Origin of the sequence: Janthinobacterium kochi (assembly GCF_051380715.1) — a bacterium.
Taxonomy (GTDB): Bacteria; Pseudomonadota; Gammaproteobacteria; order Burkholderiales; family Burkholderiaceae_D; genus Janthinobacterium.
In genome coordinates, this window is sequence record NZ_JBNYXO010000008.1 from 193,783 (window position 1) to 210,459 (window position 16,677).

General features: G+C 60.7%; 16 protein-coding genes. 4 read left to right on the top strand and 12 right to left on the bottom strand.

The window, feature by feature from the left end:
* Position 1: 1 nt before the first annotated feature.
* Both cueR and ACQ4WL_RS18495 read left to right on the top strand, forming a co-directional pair.
* Positions 2-421 (top strand): Cu(I)-responsive transcriptional regulator, encoded by a 420-nt coding sequence (gene cueR, locus ACQ4WL_RS18490; RefSeq protein WP_436511044.1) that lies wholly within the window; start codon positions 2-4, stop codon positions 419-421.
* A gap of 20 nt (positions 422-441) precedes the next feature.
* Positions 442-1,164 (top strand): glutathione S-transferase, encoded by a 723-nt coding sequence (locus tag ACQ4WL_RS18495; protein WP_436511045.1) that lies wholly within the window; start codon positions 442-444, stop codon positions 1,162-1,164.
* A gap of 50 nt (positions 1,165-1,214) precedes the next feature.
* On the opposite strand, the gene ACQ4WL_RS18500 is transcribed toward ACQ4WL_RS18495, so the two are convergent.
* The 12 genes from ACQ4WL_RS18500 to ACQ4WL_RS18555 form a co-directional block, all read right to left on the bottom strand.
* Positions 1,215-1,415 carry a heavy-metal-associated domain-containing protein gene (locus ACQ4WL_RS18500; RefSeq protein ID WP_436503436.1) on the bottom strand — a complete coding sequence of 67 codons (201 nt, stop codon included), beginning with the start codon at positions 1,413-1,415 and terminating at the stop codon, positions 1,215-1,217.
* Positions 1,416-1,498: 83 nt separating this feature from the next.
* Positions 1,499-2,440 (bottom strand): bestrophin family protein, encoded by a 942-nt coding sequence (locus ACQ4WL_RS18505; protein WP_436511046.1) that lies wholly within the window; start codon positions 2,438-2,440, stop codon positions 1,499-1,501.
* A gap of 350 nt (positions 2,441-2,790) precedes the next feature.
* Positions 2,791-3,465, bottom strand: a complete 675-nt coding sequence (locus tag ACQ4WL_RS18510) for a site-2 protease family protein (protein ID WP_436511047.1) — start codon at positions 3,463-3,465, stop codon at positions 2,791-2,793.
* A 137-nt stretch (positions 3,466-3,602) separates the two neighbouring features.
* A complete protein-coding gene (locus tag ACQ4WL_RS18515; RefSeq protein WP_436511048.1) occupies positions 3,603-5,408 on the bottom strand; it encodes a PhoH family protein in 1,806 nt (601 codons plus the stop codon).
* A gap of 289 nt (positions 5,409-5,697) precedes the next feature.
* Complete coding sequence (locus tag ACQ4WL_RS18520) at positions 5,698-6,168, bottom strand: peroxiredoxin (protein WP_353660553.1); 471 nt, start codon at positions 6,166-6,168, stop codon at positions 5,698-5,700.
* 75 nt (positions 6,169-6,243) lie between these two features.
* Positions 6,244-7,203 (bottom strand): polysaccharide deacetylase family protein, encoded by a 960-nt coding sequence (locus ACQ4WL_RS18525; protein WP_436511049.1) that lies wholly within the window; start codon positions 7,201-7,203, stop codon positions 6,244-6,246.
* The gene (locus ACQ4WL_RS18530) at positions 7,203-8,255 is read right to left on the bottom strand and encodes a bifunctional UDP-4-keto-pentose/UDP-xylose synthase (protein ID WP_436511050.1); all 1,053 of its coding nucleotides are present in this window, start codon (positions 8,253-8,255) and stop codon (positions 7,203-7,205) included. The genes ACQ4WL_RS18525 and ACQ4WL_RS18530 overlap by 1 nt, the downstream gene beginning before the upstream one ends.
* Before the next feature lie 21 nt (positions 8,256-8,276).
* Positions 8,277-9,194: a formyltransferase gene (locus ACQ4WL_RS18535; RefSeq protein ID WP_436511051.1), complete on the bottom strand. Its 918-nt coding sequence runs from the start codon at positions 9,192-9,194 to the stop codon at positions 8,277-8,279.
* Positions 9,194-10,189 (bottom strand): glycosyltransferase, encoded by a 996-nt coding sequence (locus ACQ4WL_RS18540; protein ID WP_436511052.1) that lies wholly within the window; start codon positions 10,187-10,189, stop codon positions 9,194-9,196. Before ACQ4WL_RS18540 ends, ACQ4WL_RS18535 begins: the two co-directional genes overlap by 1 nt.
* Before the next feature lie 11 nt (positions 10,190-10,200).
* A complete protein-coding gene (locus tag ACQ4WL_RS18545; RefSeq protein ID WP_436511053.1) occupies positions 10,201-11,337 on the bottom strand; it encodes a DegT/DnrJ/EryC1/StrS family aminotransferase in 1,137 nt (378 codons plus the stop codon).
* Positions 11,338-11,540: 203 nt separating this feature from the next.
* Positions 11,541-13,214, bottom strand: coding sequence for a glycosyltransferase family 39 protein (locus ACQ4WL_RS18550; RefSeq protein WP_436511054.1), 1,674 nt, complete (start codon positions 13,212-13,214; stop codon positions 11,541-11,543).
* Entirely contained in the window at positions 13,211-13,603 is a 393-nt protein-coding gene (locus ACQ4WL_RS18555; RefSeq protein WP_436511055.1) for an Mth938-like domain-containing protein, read from the bottom strand. The genes ACQ4WL_RS18550 and ACQ4WL_RS18555 overlap by 4 nt, the downstream gene beginning before the upstream one ends.
* Before the next feature lie 427 nt (positions 13,604-14,030).
* Here ACQ4WL_RS18555 and ACQ4WL_RS18560 point away from each other — a divergent pair, with 427 nt between their 5' ends.
* Together ACQ4WL_RS18560 and ACQ4WL_RS18565 are read left to right on the top strand one after the other, a co-directional pair.
* Positions 14,031-15,260: a pyridoxal phosphate-dependent aminotransferase gene (locus ACQ4WL_RS18560; protein WP_436511056.1), complete on the top strand. Its 1,230-nt coding sequence runs from the start codon at positions 14,031-14,033 to the stop codon at positions 15,258-15,260.
* A gap of 86 nt (positions 15,261-15,346) precedes the next feature.
* The gene (locus tag ACQ4WL_RS18565) at positions 15,347-16,669 is read left to right on the top strand and encodes a homoserine dehydrogenase (RefSeq protein ID WP_436511057.1); all 1,323 of its coding nucleotides are present in this window, start codon (positions 15,347-15,349) and stop codon (positions 16,667-16,669) included.
* Positions 16,670-16,677 lie beyond the last annotated feature (8 nt).

Below are 16,677 nucleotides of genomic sequence, written 5' to 3' on the forward strand. Positions count from 1 at the left end.
GATGAATATCGGCCAGGCAGCCAGTGAAACGGGCGTATCGGCAAAAATGATACGCTACTACGAAAGCATTGCCTTACTAAAACCCAGCGCGCGCAGCGACGCGGGTTACCGCATCTACACGCCGAACGACTTGCACGCCTTGCGTTTTATCAAGCGCGGGCGGGGGCTGGGTTTTTCGCTGGAGCAAATCCGCGAACTGCTGTCGCTGTGGCAAAACGACCAGCGTGCCAGTGCGGACGTGAAAGGCATCGCCTTGGCGCACGTCGCCGATCTGAATACACGCATCGCCGAACTGACGGAAATGCGCGATACCCTGGCTCACCTGGCGCAATCGTGCCACGGCGATGACAAGCCCGATTGTCCCATCCTGCAAAGCCTGGGGCTGGCCGGTGACACGGAAGCGAAAGCCTGTTGCCATTGATATAAATCCAAGGAGCTGGCATGGCGTATGCACTGTATTACTGGCCCACGATACAGGGACGCGGAGAATTCATCCGGCTGGCCTTGGAAGAGGCGGGCGCCGACTATCGCGATGTCGCCCGTTTGCCTGCACGCAAGGGGCAAGGCGTTCCCGCCGTGCTGGCCTGCCTCGATGGCGACAGCACGCCACAGGCCGCCTACGCGCCGCCCGTGCTGCGCGATGGCGAGGTGCTGATCGGCCAGACCACGAATATCCTGCTGTACCTGGGCCGGCGCCTGGGCCTGGCGCCGCGCGCGGAAAGCGGCCGCCTGTGGCTGAACCAGTTGCAGCTGACGATGGCCGACTGGCTCACGGAAGTGCACGACACGCACCACCCGCTGTCGATGAACCAATATTATGACGAGCAGAAACAGGCGGCCTTGCTGCGCAGCGCGGATTTCCGCGAAACACGTTTGCCCAAATACCTCGATTATTTCACGCAGGTATTGCTGAACAGCCGCGGCCAGTATCTGCTGGGCGCAAAACTCACGTATGGCGACCTGTCGCTGTTCCAGATGCTGGCCGGCCTGCGCTATGCGTTTCCGCAAGCCATGGCGCGCCTGGCGCCCCAGTATCCCGCCTTGTTTGCGCTGCACGACGCCGTGGCGGCGCGGCCGAACATCGCCCGCTACCTGAAGTCGACACGCCGGATTGCCTTCAATCAGGAAGGCATCTTCCGCCACTACCCCGAGCTCGATGGGTAAACAAAAAACAGCCGGCGCGAAGGCCGGCTGCCCTGTTGATGCTGCTACTGTTACTGCGCGCTGGTGACGGGGTAGCCGGCTTCCACGATGGCGGCGCTGATGGCGCCCAGATCGGCGGGCGACTCCACCGTGACGCGCTTGCTGGCCAGGTCGATCTGCACCTGGGCTTGTGGATCGATACCTTGCACCGCTTTCGTGACCGAGCCGACGCAATGGCCGCAGCTCATGTTTTCAACTTGTAACTGATACATGGCAAGCACTCCTTGAATGATTAAGTGCACCCACTGTAAGCCTTCCCCCGATGGTAAGGTCAAGGGAAAAGCTGGCGAGCCGATCAATTCAGCAGAAAGTCGTCGGCTTGCATGGGCGGTGGCACGTTCTCATCCTGCACGGATTCGCGCAAGCTGATTTCGATGGCGCGGCACATGGCCGACAGGGGCAGGTCGTTGGCATCTTCGCCGAACGGTTCCTCGATTTCGTCGCCCAGGGCATCGAGGCCAAAGAAGGTATAGGCGACGATGGCGACGACAAAGGGCGTCATGAAGCCCAGCGAGTCGACCAGGCCGAAGGGCAGCAGAAAACAGTACAGATAAGCCGTGCGGTGCAGCAGCAGCGAATACGAGAAGGGAATCGGCGTGCTGCGGATGCGTTCGCACGAGGCGCCCGCCGATACCATGGCCGAGACCGTGTTATCGATCTGTGCGGTGAGGATGCTGTCGATACGGCCCTGCTGGACGCAGTCGGCCAGGTCGTGGCCCATCTGCAGCATCAGGTAGTCGGACGGGTTCGCGGCCTTGCAGGCCGCTTCCCATTCGGCCGGGCGCAGCAGCGGCTGCAAGTCGGCCGGTCCGCGCGTGTCGCGCAACTGGTGGCGCAGGGCGTGGCAAAAGGCGATGGCGCGGTAGATCATGCGCACGCGTACATCGTCCAAGCCCAGCCGGGCGTGGGCAGGCGTATCGCTGCGTATCATGGTCTGGCACTGGCGCGAGAAATTACGGCTACGCAACACCAGTTCTCCCCACAGCTTGCGCGCTTCCCAGTAACGGTCATAGGCGGCCGTGTTGCGAAAGCCCAAGAAGATGGCCAGCGGCAAGCCAATCAGGGTAAACGGGATGGTGGTGAGGATGATCTTGTGGTCGAACAGGGTGCCGTGGCACCAGGTGACGAGGGTGGCGATCAGGGTGTTGACGATGAGGGTGGTGCGGATGCGCGGCAGGACGGAGCCGCGCACCACCAGGAACAGTCGTAGCGCCGACGGACGTTCGCGCACGATCATGCGGTGCTCCCTGTCGGGGGTTGGGCTGGCGGGGAAACGCGCGCCTGATGATCGGTAAGGGTGGAAAGACGGAATGGCAAATGCCGGGAACAAAAAGCCCGCGATGTATGCGGGCTGAGCAGGGTGTGCATGGGAAACAATGTAGGGGAGACGGCTTGAGTATAGGCCGCAGACCCGTTTCCAGCCAATTCACAGTGGCGATAGGTGTTATTCATTTCATGAATGAATATTTCATTTGTGATATGCAATCATCAGTTGCAGGGCAATTGCTTTATTCTTCACTTGTCCCCTCGCCATGTTTCTCCCCGAACTGTCGACTAGGTCAAACTGGCCAAGCTGCAGGCGCCGCCTTACGTTGCCAGCGCTTGCCATATATACCAGCCGAACGCTGCCACCCACGCCAGCAAGATCGCCAGCCCCGGCAACAGCATCCACTTCGTCAGCGCTTCTTCCCACGCCACAAAAGGTCGTCCGCCGCGTGCGATGGCCAGCAGTGCCTGTCCCCCGTTCAAGCCGGCAAACGGCAGCAGGTTAAACGCGCACAGTTTCAATGAGAACAGGGCGAACACCAGTGCAAAGCCGTGCGTACGGGCAAACGTTTCCCCTTCACCCAGCAATTCCTGCGCCGTCGACAGCGGTGCCAGCGCACCGTGGATGATTTGCCCGAAGGCAGCGACAAAGTGCTCCCAGCCCGGTGCGCCCTGTATCCCGAACGCCAGGGCCAGCAGCACCCCCACGCCGCTCAGAGGCAGCAGCACCTGCTTCCACAACGGCTGGAAGTTGTAGCTGTCAAGGCAGGGGTCGTCGTCATACAGCGTTTCCTCGCGTGTATCCTTTAACGCCACATTGCCGGCCAGCGGCAGCAGTTTGGCGCGCACTTTCCCCCAGGTCAGCAAGGTGGGGCCTACGCCGTAGCTGATGCTGCGTACGGTGATGCCACATGCGCGAGCGCACACGGCCATGACGGAAATGTGGATGAGCATGAAAAGGATAAGGCAGAGCAGCAACTGAATGGCGGGATGCATGGTGCGAAGTGTCCAGGAAGAAAGAGAGCGGTATTAGAACATGTCGCAGTGAAAAGTCGCGCACATGAAAAAGCCCCGCCTGCATCGCTGCAGCCGGGGCTTCGAATGACTGAGGCAGCTTGCGCCGCCCGATCAAATTACAGCACTTCGCTGGCGTGGTCGGCCAGGCGCGAACGTTCGCCGCGCGCCAGGGTGACGTGGCCGCTGTGGGTCCAGCCCTTGAAGCGGTCGACCACGTAGGTCAGGCCGCTGGAGCCTTCCGTCAGGTACGGCGTGTCGATCTGGGCGATGTTGCCCAGGCACAGGATCTTCGTGCCGGGACCGGCGCGCGTGACCAGGGTCTTGACTTGTTTCGGTGTCAAGTTTTGCGCTTCATCGATGATCAGGAACTTGTTCACGAACGTGCGACCGCGCATGAAGTTGAGCGACTTGATCTTGATACGCGAGCGTATCAGGTCTTGCGTTGCCGCACGGCCCCATTCGCCGCCATCGGAGTCGGACTTGTTCAGCACTTCCAGATTGTCGTCGAAGGCACCCATCCATGGCGACATTTTTTCCTCTTCCGTGCCTGGCAGGAAACCGATGTCTTCGCCCACCGGCACCGTCACGCGGGTCACGATGATTTCGTTGTAGAGCTTGGTTTCCAGCACTTGCGCCAGGCCGGCGGCCAGGGCCAGCAGGGTCTTGCCGGTACCGGCCTGGCCCAGCAGCGTGACGAAGTCGCATTCCGGATTCATCAGCAAGTTCAGCGCGAAGTTCTGCTCGCGGTTGCGTGCCGTCACGCCCCACACATTGTTCTTCGTGTGGCTGAAGTCGCGCAGGGTTTGCAGCACGGCCGTCTTGCCGTTGATCTGCTTGACCTGGCCGTAGAACGGCGTTTCGCCGTTTTTCGGTTCCAAATAGATGAACTGGTTGACCAGCAGCGATGGAATGAAGGGGCCCGTCACGCGGTAGAAGGTGGAACTGTAGCCGTTCTTGCTTTCCTGCCACGACTCCATGTCCTTGCCGTGCTTGTTCCAGAAGTCGTCCGGCAATTGCACGATGCCCGAGTACAGCAAGTCCGTGTCTTCCAGCACATGGTCGTTGAAGTAATCTTCGGCTGGCAAGCCCAGGGCGCGCGCCTTGATGCGCATGTTGATGTCTTTCGACACCAGCACGACGGGGCGGCCTTCCTGTTCCGACTCCAGCGAGCGCACGACGGCCAGGATCTGGTTGTCGGCCTTGCCGACTGGCAAACCAGCGGGCAAGTCCGCGCTTTGCAAGCGCGTCTGGAAGAACAAGCGGCCCTTGGCATCCTTGTTGCCCAGCTTGGACAGCAAGATACCGTGTTCGATGGCGTCGTCATCCGTATTGCTGATCAGCGCATCGAGGGTACGCGAGACCTGGCGTGCATTGCGCGCCACTTCCGTCATGCCCTTTTTGTGGTTGTCCAGCTCTTCCAGTGTCATCATCGGCAGGTACACATCGTGTTCCTCGAAGCGGAACAGCGACGATGGATCGTGCATCAGCACGTTCGTGTCGAGCACGAACAGCTTGCTGATGCCGCGCTGGTCGGCGGCGCGGCTGGCCGACGACTTGAGCTGCACTTCGACCGCCTTGTGCTTGGCCGGATGTGGCTGCTCGACCTGCTTGACGGATTTGATCGGCGTGACCTTGCCTTTTGCCGCTGGCGCGGCTTTGGCAGGGGCAGCGGGGGCGGACGCCAGCGCGGCAACGGCTGGCGCCGGCGCCGGCTTGGCAACCATCAGGGCCGCCACTTGCTTGATCTTCGTGGCCGCATTGCGGACCGGCTTGGCAACTTCGGCGATCGCCGCTTCAATAATGGGTGCAGCCACTTTCTTGGCTGCCGGGGTTTTCGTCGCCGGGCGCACTGCGCCTGCGGTTGGGTAATCTTGGGTGGCCAGGATGGTGGCTGGCTTGCTCGGTAATTTTGGCAGTGGCATCAGGATCTCAATCAAAAAATTTCTGGAATGAATCGCCCATGGGCAGCCAGCTTCTGGCGGCACTTCTCATGGGGGGGATGCGGGGGAACAACAATGCTACAGGACGAGAAACTGCCGGAAGGCCGGCAGCATGGCCGGTCATGGACGCCATCGGTGGGCTGCAGGCCCGCCTGGCGGAGTGGGTGGAGGCGCTTCGTTGACTCAAAATGGCGATAGGTACCGTGAACTGAACTGCGGTTGAACCAGGCTCGCTGGAAGCCGACAACGCGCATTGGATCAAAATGGACGATCAATTCAGATGCGCTACGAATTCCAGCACTTCTTCCACGTGAGTTGCGACCTTCACGCCTCTCCATTCTTTCACCAATCGGCCCTGGGCGTCAATCACAAACGTGCTGCGTTCGACGCCACGGACCGTCTTGCCGTACATCTGTTTCATCTTCATGACGTTAAACAGCAGGCATACGGCTTCATCCGGGTCGGAAATGAGCTCGAATGGCAGTTCCAGCTTGGCTTTGAAGCTTTCGTGCGAGCGCAGGGAATCGCGGCTGATGCCGTAGATTTCCACGCCGGCAGCAACGAATTGCGCATACGCGTCACGGAAGGCGATGTTTTCCGTGGTGCAGCCGGGGGTGTTGTCCTTCGGGTAGAAAAACAGCACCGTGGCCTTGGCCGGTCGGCCCAGCAACTGAAAGGTCTTGCCGCTGGTCATGGCAGCGCTAAAGTCGGGTATGCTAACGAGGGATTGGCTATCAGCCACAGGTTTTCTCCTGAACGGTGATCATCAGCGCTGTTTTTTTATCTGGCAACGCATCCAGGTGCAACGATACAGCATTCAGGCCGCTTTGCCCTGCACAATCAGACGTCCCGAACGCCCGGGCAACTCATCCCAGGTGATGGGGCAAACGGGCAAGTCTGACTCTTTTATCTTTTCATAATAATCGCCCATCGCCGCAAACTGGTAGCCCTGGGCTTTCCAGCCAGCCAGCAGTTGTTCGAAAATGGGGGCGAGTTTCTGTCCTTCAAGTTCCGCATGCAAGGTATACACGTGATCGCGCGGATTGTCCGCCGTCAGCGACAATATATGTGCGGCAACATTGCCGGTCGTGATCAGTTTGCCGTCGATTTCGCAGCCCAGCAACTCATCCAGGGTGGGCAGGGTGGTGGGCAATTGCACGCATTGCAGGATGGTGTTGCCATTGCGCACGCGGTGCGGGCCATTGCTCGGATCCAGCATGGCGCCGCGCGCGTCGAGCATGGCGCGGCCATCGGACGCAAAGCGGTAGCCAGCTGTGTCGTGTTCGACAAAGGCGCTGACATTCATTTGCCAGCCCGCCGCGCCATGCGTGTGCGGCGCTACGCCAAGCACCTGTTCATAGCGCTTGGCGGCCTTGCGCATCATGTTGATGGTCCAGGCAGCGTTGCGCTTGGCCACGTTGTCTTGCCACAGGGTGTGATCCCAGGTGTGGATGCCGCACTCGAAACCGGCATCGCGCACGGCGCGCAATTGCGCCGCGCATTGCTTGCCGATATCGGGTCCCGGCAGCAAGGTGCCATACATCAATGTTTTCAAGCCGTAGTGCTCGACCACCGAAGTACGCGACACCTTGCTGAAAAAGCCGGGCCGCAAGGCACGCCGCAGGGCCCAACCCGTGTGGTCGGGGCCGAGCGAGAACAGAAAGGTGGCCTTGGCCTGGTGCGCGGCCAGCATGCGCACCAGATTGCCCATGCCTGCACGGGTGCCGCGATAGGTATCGACGTCGATCTTTAGGGTCAGGAACGGCTTGCTCAACATTAATCCATCAAGGCTTTGGCTTGGGCTACCTGGCTGCGGTAGGCGTCGAAAATATTGCGCAGGGAATCGGCCATGGTGGTGCTTGGCGCCCAGCCCAGTTCTTCGCAGGTATTCGTGATTTTCGGCACGCGGTTTTGCACGTCCTGGTAGCCGGCACCGTAGTAGGCGCCCGAGGTCGTTTCCACGATTTTCACGTGTTTCGCGCCTTCGGCGTATTCCGGATACTCGGTGGCCAGGGTCAGCATCATGCCGGCCAGGTCGCGGATCGAGTAGTTATTGGTCGGATTGCCAATGTTGTAGATCTTGCCACTGGCGATGCCATTCTTGTTGGCGATGATGCGCATCAGCGCATCGATGCCGTCGTCGATGTAGGTGAACGCGCGTTTTTGCGCGCCGCCGTCGACCAGCGAGATGTTTTCGCCGCGCACGATATGGCCGAAGAATTGCGTCACCACCCGCGAGGAACCTTCTTTTGGCGTGTGGATCGAGTCCAGGCCGGCGCCGATCCAGTTGAAGGGACGGAACAGGGTGAAGTTCAAGCCTTCCATGCCGTAGCCCCAGATCACGCGGTCCATCAGCTGCTTGGCGTTCGAATAGATCCAGCGCGGCTTGTTGATCGGGCCGCAGATCAGTTCCGAGTTTTCCGGATCGAATTCCTCGTCATGGCACATGCCATACACTTCCGAGGTCGACGGGAAGACCAGGTGCTTGCCGTACTTGGCGGCCGAGCGCACGATGGGCAGGTTGGCTTCGAAGTCCAGTTCGAACACGCGTAGCGGCTGCTTGACATAGGTCGACGGCGTGGCGATGGCCACCAGCGGCAGGATCACGTCGCATTTCTTGACGTGGTACTCGACCCATTCCTTGTTGATCGTGATGTCGCCTTCAAAGAAGTGCATGCGCGACTTGTAGTTGTCATCTTCCAGCAATTCCGTGATGCGGTCCGTGTTCATGTCCATGCCGTAGACATGCCAGTCGGTGGTTTCCAGGATGCGCTTGGACAGGTGGTGGCCGATGAAGCCGTTGACGCCTAAGATGAGGACTTTTTTCATGTGAGATTCTCTTGAGTGATATCAGTGTGTGCTGACGCGGGTGGTCAGACTTGCTTGCAATTGCTGAGCCGAAATCGGCTCCCCGGCAGCCCTCAGCGCGGAAATGGCCAGCATGCGGCCGTCTCCGCAGACGCCAAAGATGCAATTATCCACTACCGCCAAGCCCGGTGGCAAACTTCCTGCCGAATGCTTGCTCAAACGGGCTTGTTCGATGGTGTAAATGACATTATTGACTTCGGTGAAGGCGCCGGGATAGGGCGGCGCGACGGCGCGGTGCAGGTTGTATACCTGTTGCGCAGGTAACTTCCAGTCGATGCGGCCATCTTCCGGCTTGCGGCCGCCAAAGTAGCCGCCCTGGCGCAAATCGTTCAAATGGCGTGGCGCCGTGCCGTCCAGCAAGGCTGGCAGCACGCCCCACAGGGTTTGTTCCGCCGCCACGGTGACCTTGCCGAAGACTTCAAAGGCCGTGTCGTCGGGCAGGATGGGCACGGCCGTTTGCGCCACGATGGCGCCGGCGTCGGGCTTGACCGTCATTTCATGCAGGGTGGCGCCGGTCTCCGTGGCGCCATGCAGCACAGCCCAGTTGACGGGCGCGCGTCCACGGAACTGCGGCAGCAGCGAGCCGTGCATATTGTAGGCGGGCGCGACTTCCAAGATGCTAGCGGGCAACATGTGCCGGTAGTAAAAGCTGAACAGCATGTCCGGCCGCGCGGCTTGCACTTGCGCCAGCAGTTCCGGCGCGTGCGCGTCGCCGGGCGTGATGCAGGGGATGCCTTCAGCCTGGCACAGGCTGGCGACCGATTCGAACCACAGGTTTTCCGTGGGGCTGTCTTCGTGCGTGACGACCAGGGCGATATCGACGCCACCGGCCAGCAGCACCTTGATGCAGCGCACACCGACATTGTGGTAGCCGAAGACGACGGCGCGCGGGGCGCCCATCAGCGGCCCACCTGGCGCTTCTCCAGGCGCACGTACGATGTCGCCTCGGCTTCCGCCTGGACCATGCCGTCCTGCAAGATGGTTTGCACCACGTAGCGGGGACGGGCCCGCACTTGCTGGAAGATGCGTCCCACGTATTCGCCCACCAGGCCGATGCCGAACAGGATCACGCCCATCAGGAAGAAGGCGATGGCGAACAGGGTGAACACGCCTTGCGCCTCGGCGCCGAACAGGAAGCGGCGCGCCAGCAGGTAGATCACCAGTACGGCGGAACTGAATGACAGCAGCATGCCCAGCATCGAAAAGATTTGCAGGGGAATCAGCGAAAAGCCCGTGACCAGGTCGAAATTGAGGCGGATCAGGCTGTACAGCGAATATTTCGACTCGCCGGCCGAGCGTTCCTCGTGCTCGACGGTTATTTCCGTGGGCTTGCGGGAGAACGTGTAGGCCAGGGCAGGCACGAAGGTGTTGACTTCGGCGCACTGGTTGACCAGGTCGATCACATTGCGGCCATAGGCGCGCAGCATGTTGCCCTGGTCGGTGATTTTGATATTCGTGATCTTTTCGCGCAGGCGGTTCATCATTTTCGAGGCCAGCGTGCGCCAGGCCGAATCTTGCCGCTTGCGCCGGATCGAACCCACGTAATCGTAGCCTTCGCGCATCTTTGCCACCAGGTTGCCGATTTCTTCGGGCGGGTTCTGCAGGTCGGCGTCGAGCGTGACCATGATTTGCCCGCGCGAAGCTTCAAAGCCGGCCAGGATGGCCATGTGCTGGCCATAATTGCCGTTGAACAAGACCACGCGCGTGACGTCGGGGCGCTGGCGGAACTGTTCCGCCAGGATGGCCACCGAATTGTCGCGGCTGCCATCGTTGACGAAGATGATCTCGTAGCTCGTCTGCAGGGCATCGAGGGCAGGATACAGGCGGGCGAACAGGCTGGCCAGGCCATCCTGTTCGTTATAGATCGGAATGATAATGGACAGTTCAGGTTTCATCGGCGCGCTGCTCATTTGATGAGAATGGATTTGACGGTGGCGACGGCGCGTTCCACGTCCTGTGTCGTCATGGCGTAAAACATCGGCAAGGTCACGGTCAGGCGGCCGATCTTTTCCGAGACGGGGAACATGCCCTCGGTAAAGCCGCGTTCGCGGTACATGGTAAACAAGTGGATCGGTGCGTAATGATAGCCCGTTCCCACGTTTTGCTGCGCCATTTGCTGCATGAAGGCGGCGCGCGTGCCGGGGCCGTTGTCGGGCAGGATGATCTGGAACAAATGCCAGTTGCTGTTTTCAAAGTCCTGCACTGGCAACTGGGCGCCGCTGGCAGCTTCGAAATCGCTGCCGAATTGCGCGAAATAGTGGCGTGCCAAGGCGCGGCGGTGGGCCGTGATGGCGTCGATATTGGCGAACTGGCCCAGGCCGATGGCGGCCATGATGTCGCTCATATTGTATTTGCCACCGAGCACATCGACGTCGATGCCGTCGACACCGCTACGCGTCACGCCTTGCAGCCGGTATTTCTCGGCCAGCCTGGCTTCTTCCAGGTTGTTGAGGACGAGGCAGCCGCCTTCGCCCGTGGTGATATTCTTGTTGGCCTGGAAGCTGAACGAGACGAAGTCGCCAAACGCGCCGATGCGCTTGCCCTTCCAGGTGGAGCCGAACGCTTGCGCCGCGTCTTCCACGACCCTTAAATTGTACTTTTCAGCAATCGCGTACAGGCGGTCCATGTCGACAGGCAGGCCCGACAGGTAGACGGGGATGATGGCGCGGGTGCGTGGCGTGATGGCCGCTTCGAGCTTGTCGAGGTCGATATTCCGGGTGACGGGGTCGATGTCGGCAAACACGGGCGTGGCGCCCACTTCGATGATGACGTTGGCCGTCGCTACCCACGACACGGGTGTGGTGATGACTTCGTCACCGGGGCCAATGCCGGCGATGCGCAGCGCGATTTCCATGGTGCAAGTACCCGAATTGAAGGTGCGCACGGGGCGCCCGCCGAAATACTCGGACAGCTGGGCTTCGAAGGCTTGCACTTTCGGGCCGCTGGTGATCCAGCCCGAGCGCAGCACCTCGCCGACGGCGGCGATGGTCGCTTCATCGATGGTGGGTTTGGAAAAAGGCAAAAAGGGCAGGGTAGAGGTCATGGGCGCGGTTCTTGGGTCTGTATTGTGTCAGGGTATCGGCGTTGCCGAGGTTGCCAATGCGGTCAAAGGCCGCCGGCAGGCATGGCTATTTTATATCGTCAGTATGACGGCGCAGCCCCTTCAACGGTGAAAAATCCTGCTGGTGCGGGGGCGGGGCACGCTGACCGGGGGGCGATCCGTGCTGTCCCGCGCCCTTTAAATATTTACTTGTTGGCAATGACCATGCGGCGCGCATCTTCGGCAATGACACGCATGGGCACGCCACGTTGTTGCAAGTCCTTGTAACGATTCAGGCTGATAATGGCCATGTCGCGCACGCCGGCGTTGGCATCGTTCGTCCACTGTGTGATGAAAGGCTCGATGGTCGGAATAGACAGTTCAGGTTGCTGTTTCAGGCCAAACGTGAACTCATCCCAGTAATCGACGAGGATCACCGGCCGCTGCAGATAGTATGTCAGCGACTGTTCATAAATGCCTACCGAATAGAGCTTGGTATCGGCTGTCAGTTCGGCCTGGATCTGCGGCAGCATGTCGGAGCCTGCGCGGTTCTGGCCATACAGTTCGGAACCGGCCAGGATGCAATGCGTGGCCAGGAAGCCGGCGCCGGCGATCGTCAGCACGGTCATGTCGCGGCGCAACTGGCGCGCGTGCAGCAAGGCCAGTGCGCCGCCGGCCAGAACGAAGAAGCCGGCCGCCATCAGCCATGGCTGGTAGCCCTTGAGCGCGATCAAGGCTTCCGCGTCGCGTGCGCTGGCCTTGCCGAACGCGATCGGTCCGCCGATCAGGATGGCCGCGCCCAGCACGCACAGCAGGCCGGCGGCCAGCATGCGCTGGCGGCGCGATGCCGATTCCAGGTACAGCCCCACCAGCAATGCCAGCGCCGGGAAGATGGGCACGATATAGCCAGGCAGCTTCGAGGTCGAATAGCTGAAGAAGAAGAAAATGAAGACGGCCCAGACCAGCAGCATCAAACGGGGCTGGAAGGCGCCTTCCTGGCGCTGGAAAGCGGCGGCCAGGCTTTGCGGCAGCACGCCTATCCATGGCAGCATGCCGGGAATCAGCAGCACCAGGAAGTAGTACCAGGCGCCTTCGCGCTTGTGGCCCTTCATCAGGAAACGCTGGAAATGTTCGTGGATGAAGAAGAAGTGCGGTTGCTCCGGATTGCGCAAGGCGACCAGCACGAACCAGGGCGTGGCAATGGCAAAGAACACCAGCAAGCCCTTGACCAGGTGCAAACGCGTCCAGATGCGCCAGTCGCGTGCGCACAACGAATACAGTACCAGCACGGCGCCCGGCAAGACGATGCCGATCAAGCCCTTGGCCAGCACGGCCAGCGCCATGCCTGCCCAGCATACCAGCATCCAGTTGCGGCGCTCACGCGCCGTGGCGTCGTCGCGCTGGGCAATCAACAGGCTGGTCAAGGTCAGGGTCATCATGCCCGACAGGCCCATGTCCAGCGAATTGATCTGGCCGGAGGCGAGCCAGAACAGGCTCGACGCCAGCACCAGGCCCGCATACAAACCCACGCGCGGACCGAACACTTTCTTGCCTGCGTACGCCGTCATGCACACGCCGATGATGCCGCACAGGCCAGTCCACAGGCGTGCCTGCCATTCGCCCAGGCCGAAGGCGGCGAAGGTCAGCGCATTCATCCACGTTTGCAGCGGCGGTTTTTCAAAGTACTTGATACCGTTCAGGCGCGTGGTGATCCAGTCGCCCGTGACGAACATTTCGCGCGCCATCTCGGCATAGCGGCCCTCGTCGGGCGGGACCAGGGTGCGTACGCCCAGCGCATACAGGGTGACGACGATGAAGATGCCCAGCAGGGACCACATCAGCAGCCGCGAGCTGTGCAGTTCGTTGACATTGATTTTCATGCAGCGCTGCCTGCGCCCGGAGCCAGGATCAGGGCCAGGGTGACTTTGCGGCCTTCGCCCATCAGGATGTTGTAGGTGCGGCAGGCGGCCTGGCTATCCATGCATTCGACGCCGATGCGGCGCATGGTCAGCGCGGCCGTCAGCTTCGGATGCACGAAACGCTGGCGCTCGCCCGTGCCGAGGATGACCACGTCGGGAGCATCGGCCAGGATTTGCGCGAAATGCGCCTCGCTCAGCTGTTCGAAACTGCCCACTTCCCACGCCCGTGGCGGCATTTCCGGCATGACGATCAGGCTGTAGTTGTAGGGCTGGGCATTGATCTCGACGCCGTTTTCGTCATAGCCGGTGACAGTCTGGTATTGTTGGGTGCTGCTGGCATGGAGTTTCATGGCGATATCGGGGGGCTGGTCGTGTCGGTTGATCGGTACGCGCGCGGCCAAAACTGCGTGCCGCGGCCAAGGGCGTAAGCATGCCATAAATGACAGAAAAGAGCGATTGAAAAGCAATATCCTTTCCAAATTGCAATGTTCGGCGCCACAGTGGCGGTGCATGCTTGCGCCATGGTAATGCTGCAAGATTAAGGGAAGATGAAGATGGCGCCTGCCGGATTGTCGTCCGGATGGTCCGGCGTGGCAGAATCGGCGTCAAATGCCGGGCTTCGCCATGTTTAATTTGATAAAATGGCCTGTTTTCGGCGAGAATGATTGTTTTCGCCTTGCAGTCTTTCGCATTGGAGTTTCACGGGTTCACAGTTCTGGCGCGGCTTTCATGCTGCAAGCGTAGGCCGGCCGCGCCGCATCACGACAGGGATTTATTTTGCGACCGATTCAGAAATCGAATAAATTGGCGGACGTCTGCTACGACATCCGCGGCCCGGTCCTGGAAAAATCCAGGCAAATGGAAGAAGAAGGCCACAAGATCACCAAGCTCAATATCGGCAATCTGGCCGTATTCGGCTTCGATCCGCCCGATGAAATCGTGCGCGACATGATGCTCAATCTGCAGAATGCGGCCGGCTATACGGATTCGAAAGGCATGTTCGCGCCGCGCAAGGCCGTCATGCACTACACGCAGAGCAAGAATATCGCCGGCGTGACCATCGATGACATTTACCTGGGCAACGGCGCCTCGGAGCTGATCGTCATGGCGATGAATGCGCTGCTCAACAGTGGCGACGAAGTGCTGGTACCGGCGCCCGACTATCCATTATGGACGGCCGCCGTCAGCTTGTCGGGCGGCAATCCCGTGCATTATGTGTGCGACGAGCAGAACGAGTGGTATCCCGATATCGAGGACATGCGCCGCAAGATCACGCCGCAAACGAAAGCCATCGTCGTCATCAACCCGAACAATCCCACCGGCGCGCTGTACCCGGTTTCCGTGCTGCTGCAGATCGTCGAACTGGCGCGCCAGCACCAATTGATCATTTTCGCCGACGAGATCTACGACAAGGTGCTGTACGACGAAGCCGAGCACGTGTCGATCGCCTCGCTGGCCGACGACGTGCTGTTCATTACCATGAACGGCCTGTCGAAGAATTACCGCTCCTGCGGCTACCGTTCCGGCTGGATGGTGGTGTCGGGCGAAAAGCGCCACGCAAAAGATTACATCGAGGGCCTCAACATGCTGGCCTCGATGCGGCTATGCGCCAATGCACCGGGGCAATTTGCCATCCAGACGGCGCTAGGCGGCTACCAGAGCATACAAGACCTGGTGGGGCCTGGCGGTCGCCTGTTGAAACAGCGCGACCTGGCGCACAAGCTGCTGACCGATATCCCGGGCGTCACCTGCGTCAAGCCGAAGGCCGCGCTGTACATGTTCCCGCGCCTGGACCCGGAGATCTATCCGATCGCCGACGACCAGCAGTTTGCCTATGAATTGCTGGCCGAGGCCAAGGTCCTGATCGTGCAGGGCACGGGGTTCAACTGGATCGCGCCCGACCATTTTCGCGTCGTCTTCCTGCCCAACTCCGATGACCTGACCGATGCCATGGGACGCATTGCGCGCTTCCTCGAAGGTTACCGCAAGCGTCACGGCCGGGGCTAAAGCCGCCAGCAGCAATCTCGATCAACCATACCGATCAACCTGGCGCCGCCCAAGGGGGCGCCACTTATGAGCAGTCAAGCACAACTATGAAATCCATCAAGATCGGCCTGCTGGGCCTGGGTAATGTCGGTTACGGCACGTTCAGCGTCCTGAAACGCAACCAGGAAGAAATCAAGCGCCGCGCGGGACGCGGCATTGAAGTCGTCGCCGTCGCCGTGCGCGACGTGGCGCGCGCCGAAGCGCTGGTCGCCGGTGCCTGCAAGGTCGTCAATGACCCGCACCTGATCGTCAACGATCCCGAGATCGATATCGTTGTCGAACTGATCGGCGGCTACGACCTGTCAAAAACCCTGGTGCTGCAGGCGATTGCCAACGGCAAGCACGTGGTCACGGCCAACAAGGCCCTGCTGGCCGTGCATGGCAACGAAATCTTTGCTGCCGCCCAGGACAAGGGCGTGATGGTGGCCTTCGAAGCGGCCGTTGCCGGCGGCATCCCCATCATCAAGGCGCTGCGCGAAGGCTTGACGGCCAACCGCATCGAATGGATCGCCGGCATCATCAACGGCACCACCAATTTCATCCTGTCCGAGATGCGCGACAAGGGCCTCGATTTCGCCACCGTGCTGAAACAGGCGCAGGAACTCGGTTACGCCGAAGCCGACCCCACCTTCGACATCGAGGGCGTCGACGCCGCGCACAAGGCCACCATCATGTCGGCCATCGCCTTCGGCATCCCGGTGCAGTTCGACAAGGCCTACGTGGAAGGCATCAGCAACCTCAATGCCGTCGACATCCGCTATGCCGAGCAGCTGGGCTACCGCATCAAGCTGCTGGGCATCACCAAGCGCGCCACCGTGAATGGCGTGGAAGGTATCGAGCTGCGCGTGCATCCGACCCTGATCCCGGCCAAGCGCCTGATCGCCAATGTGGAAGGTGCCATGAATGCGGTGCTGGTGCACGGCGACGCCGTCGGCGCCAGCCTGTACTCGGGCCGCGGCGCGGGTGCCGAGCCGACCGCCTCGTCGGTGATCGCCGACCTGGTCGACATCACGCGCCTGGCCACGGCCGACCCGGAACACCGCGTGCCGCACCTGGCGTTCCAGCCGAACGCGATGACCGATATCGCCATTTTGCCGATGTCGGAAATCACCACCAGCTACTACCTGCGCATGCACGTGGCCGACCAGCCGGGCGTGCTGGCCGACCTGACGCGCATCCTGGCCGAACGCGGCATCTCGATCGACGCCATGCTGCAAAAAGAGCCGGCCGAGGGCGAGACGCATACGGACATCATCATGCTGACGCACCAGACGCAGGAAAAGAACGTCACCGCCGCCATCGAAAAGATGGAAGCGTTGAATAGCGTCGTGGGCACGGTCACCAAGATCCGCCTGGAAAACCTGAGCTGATTTTCACA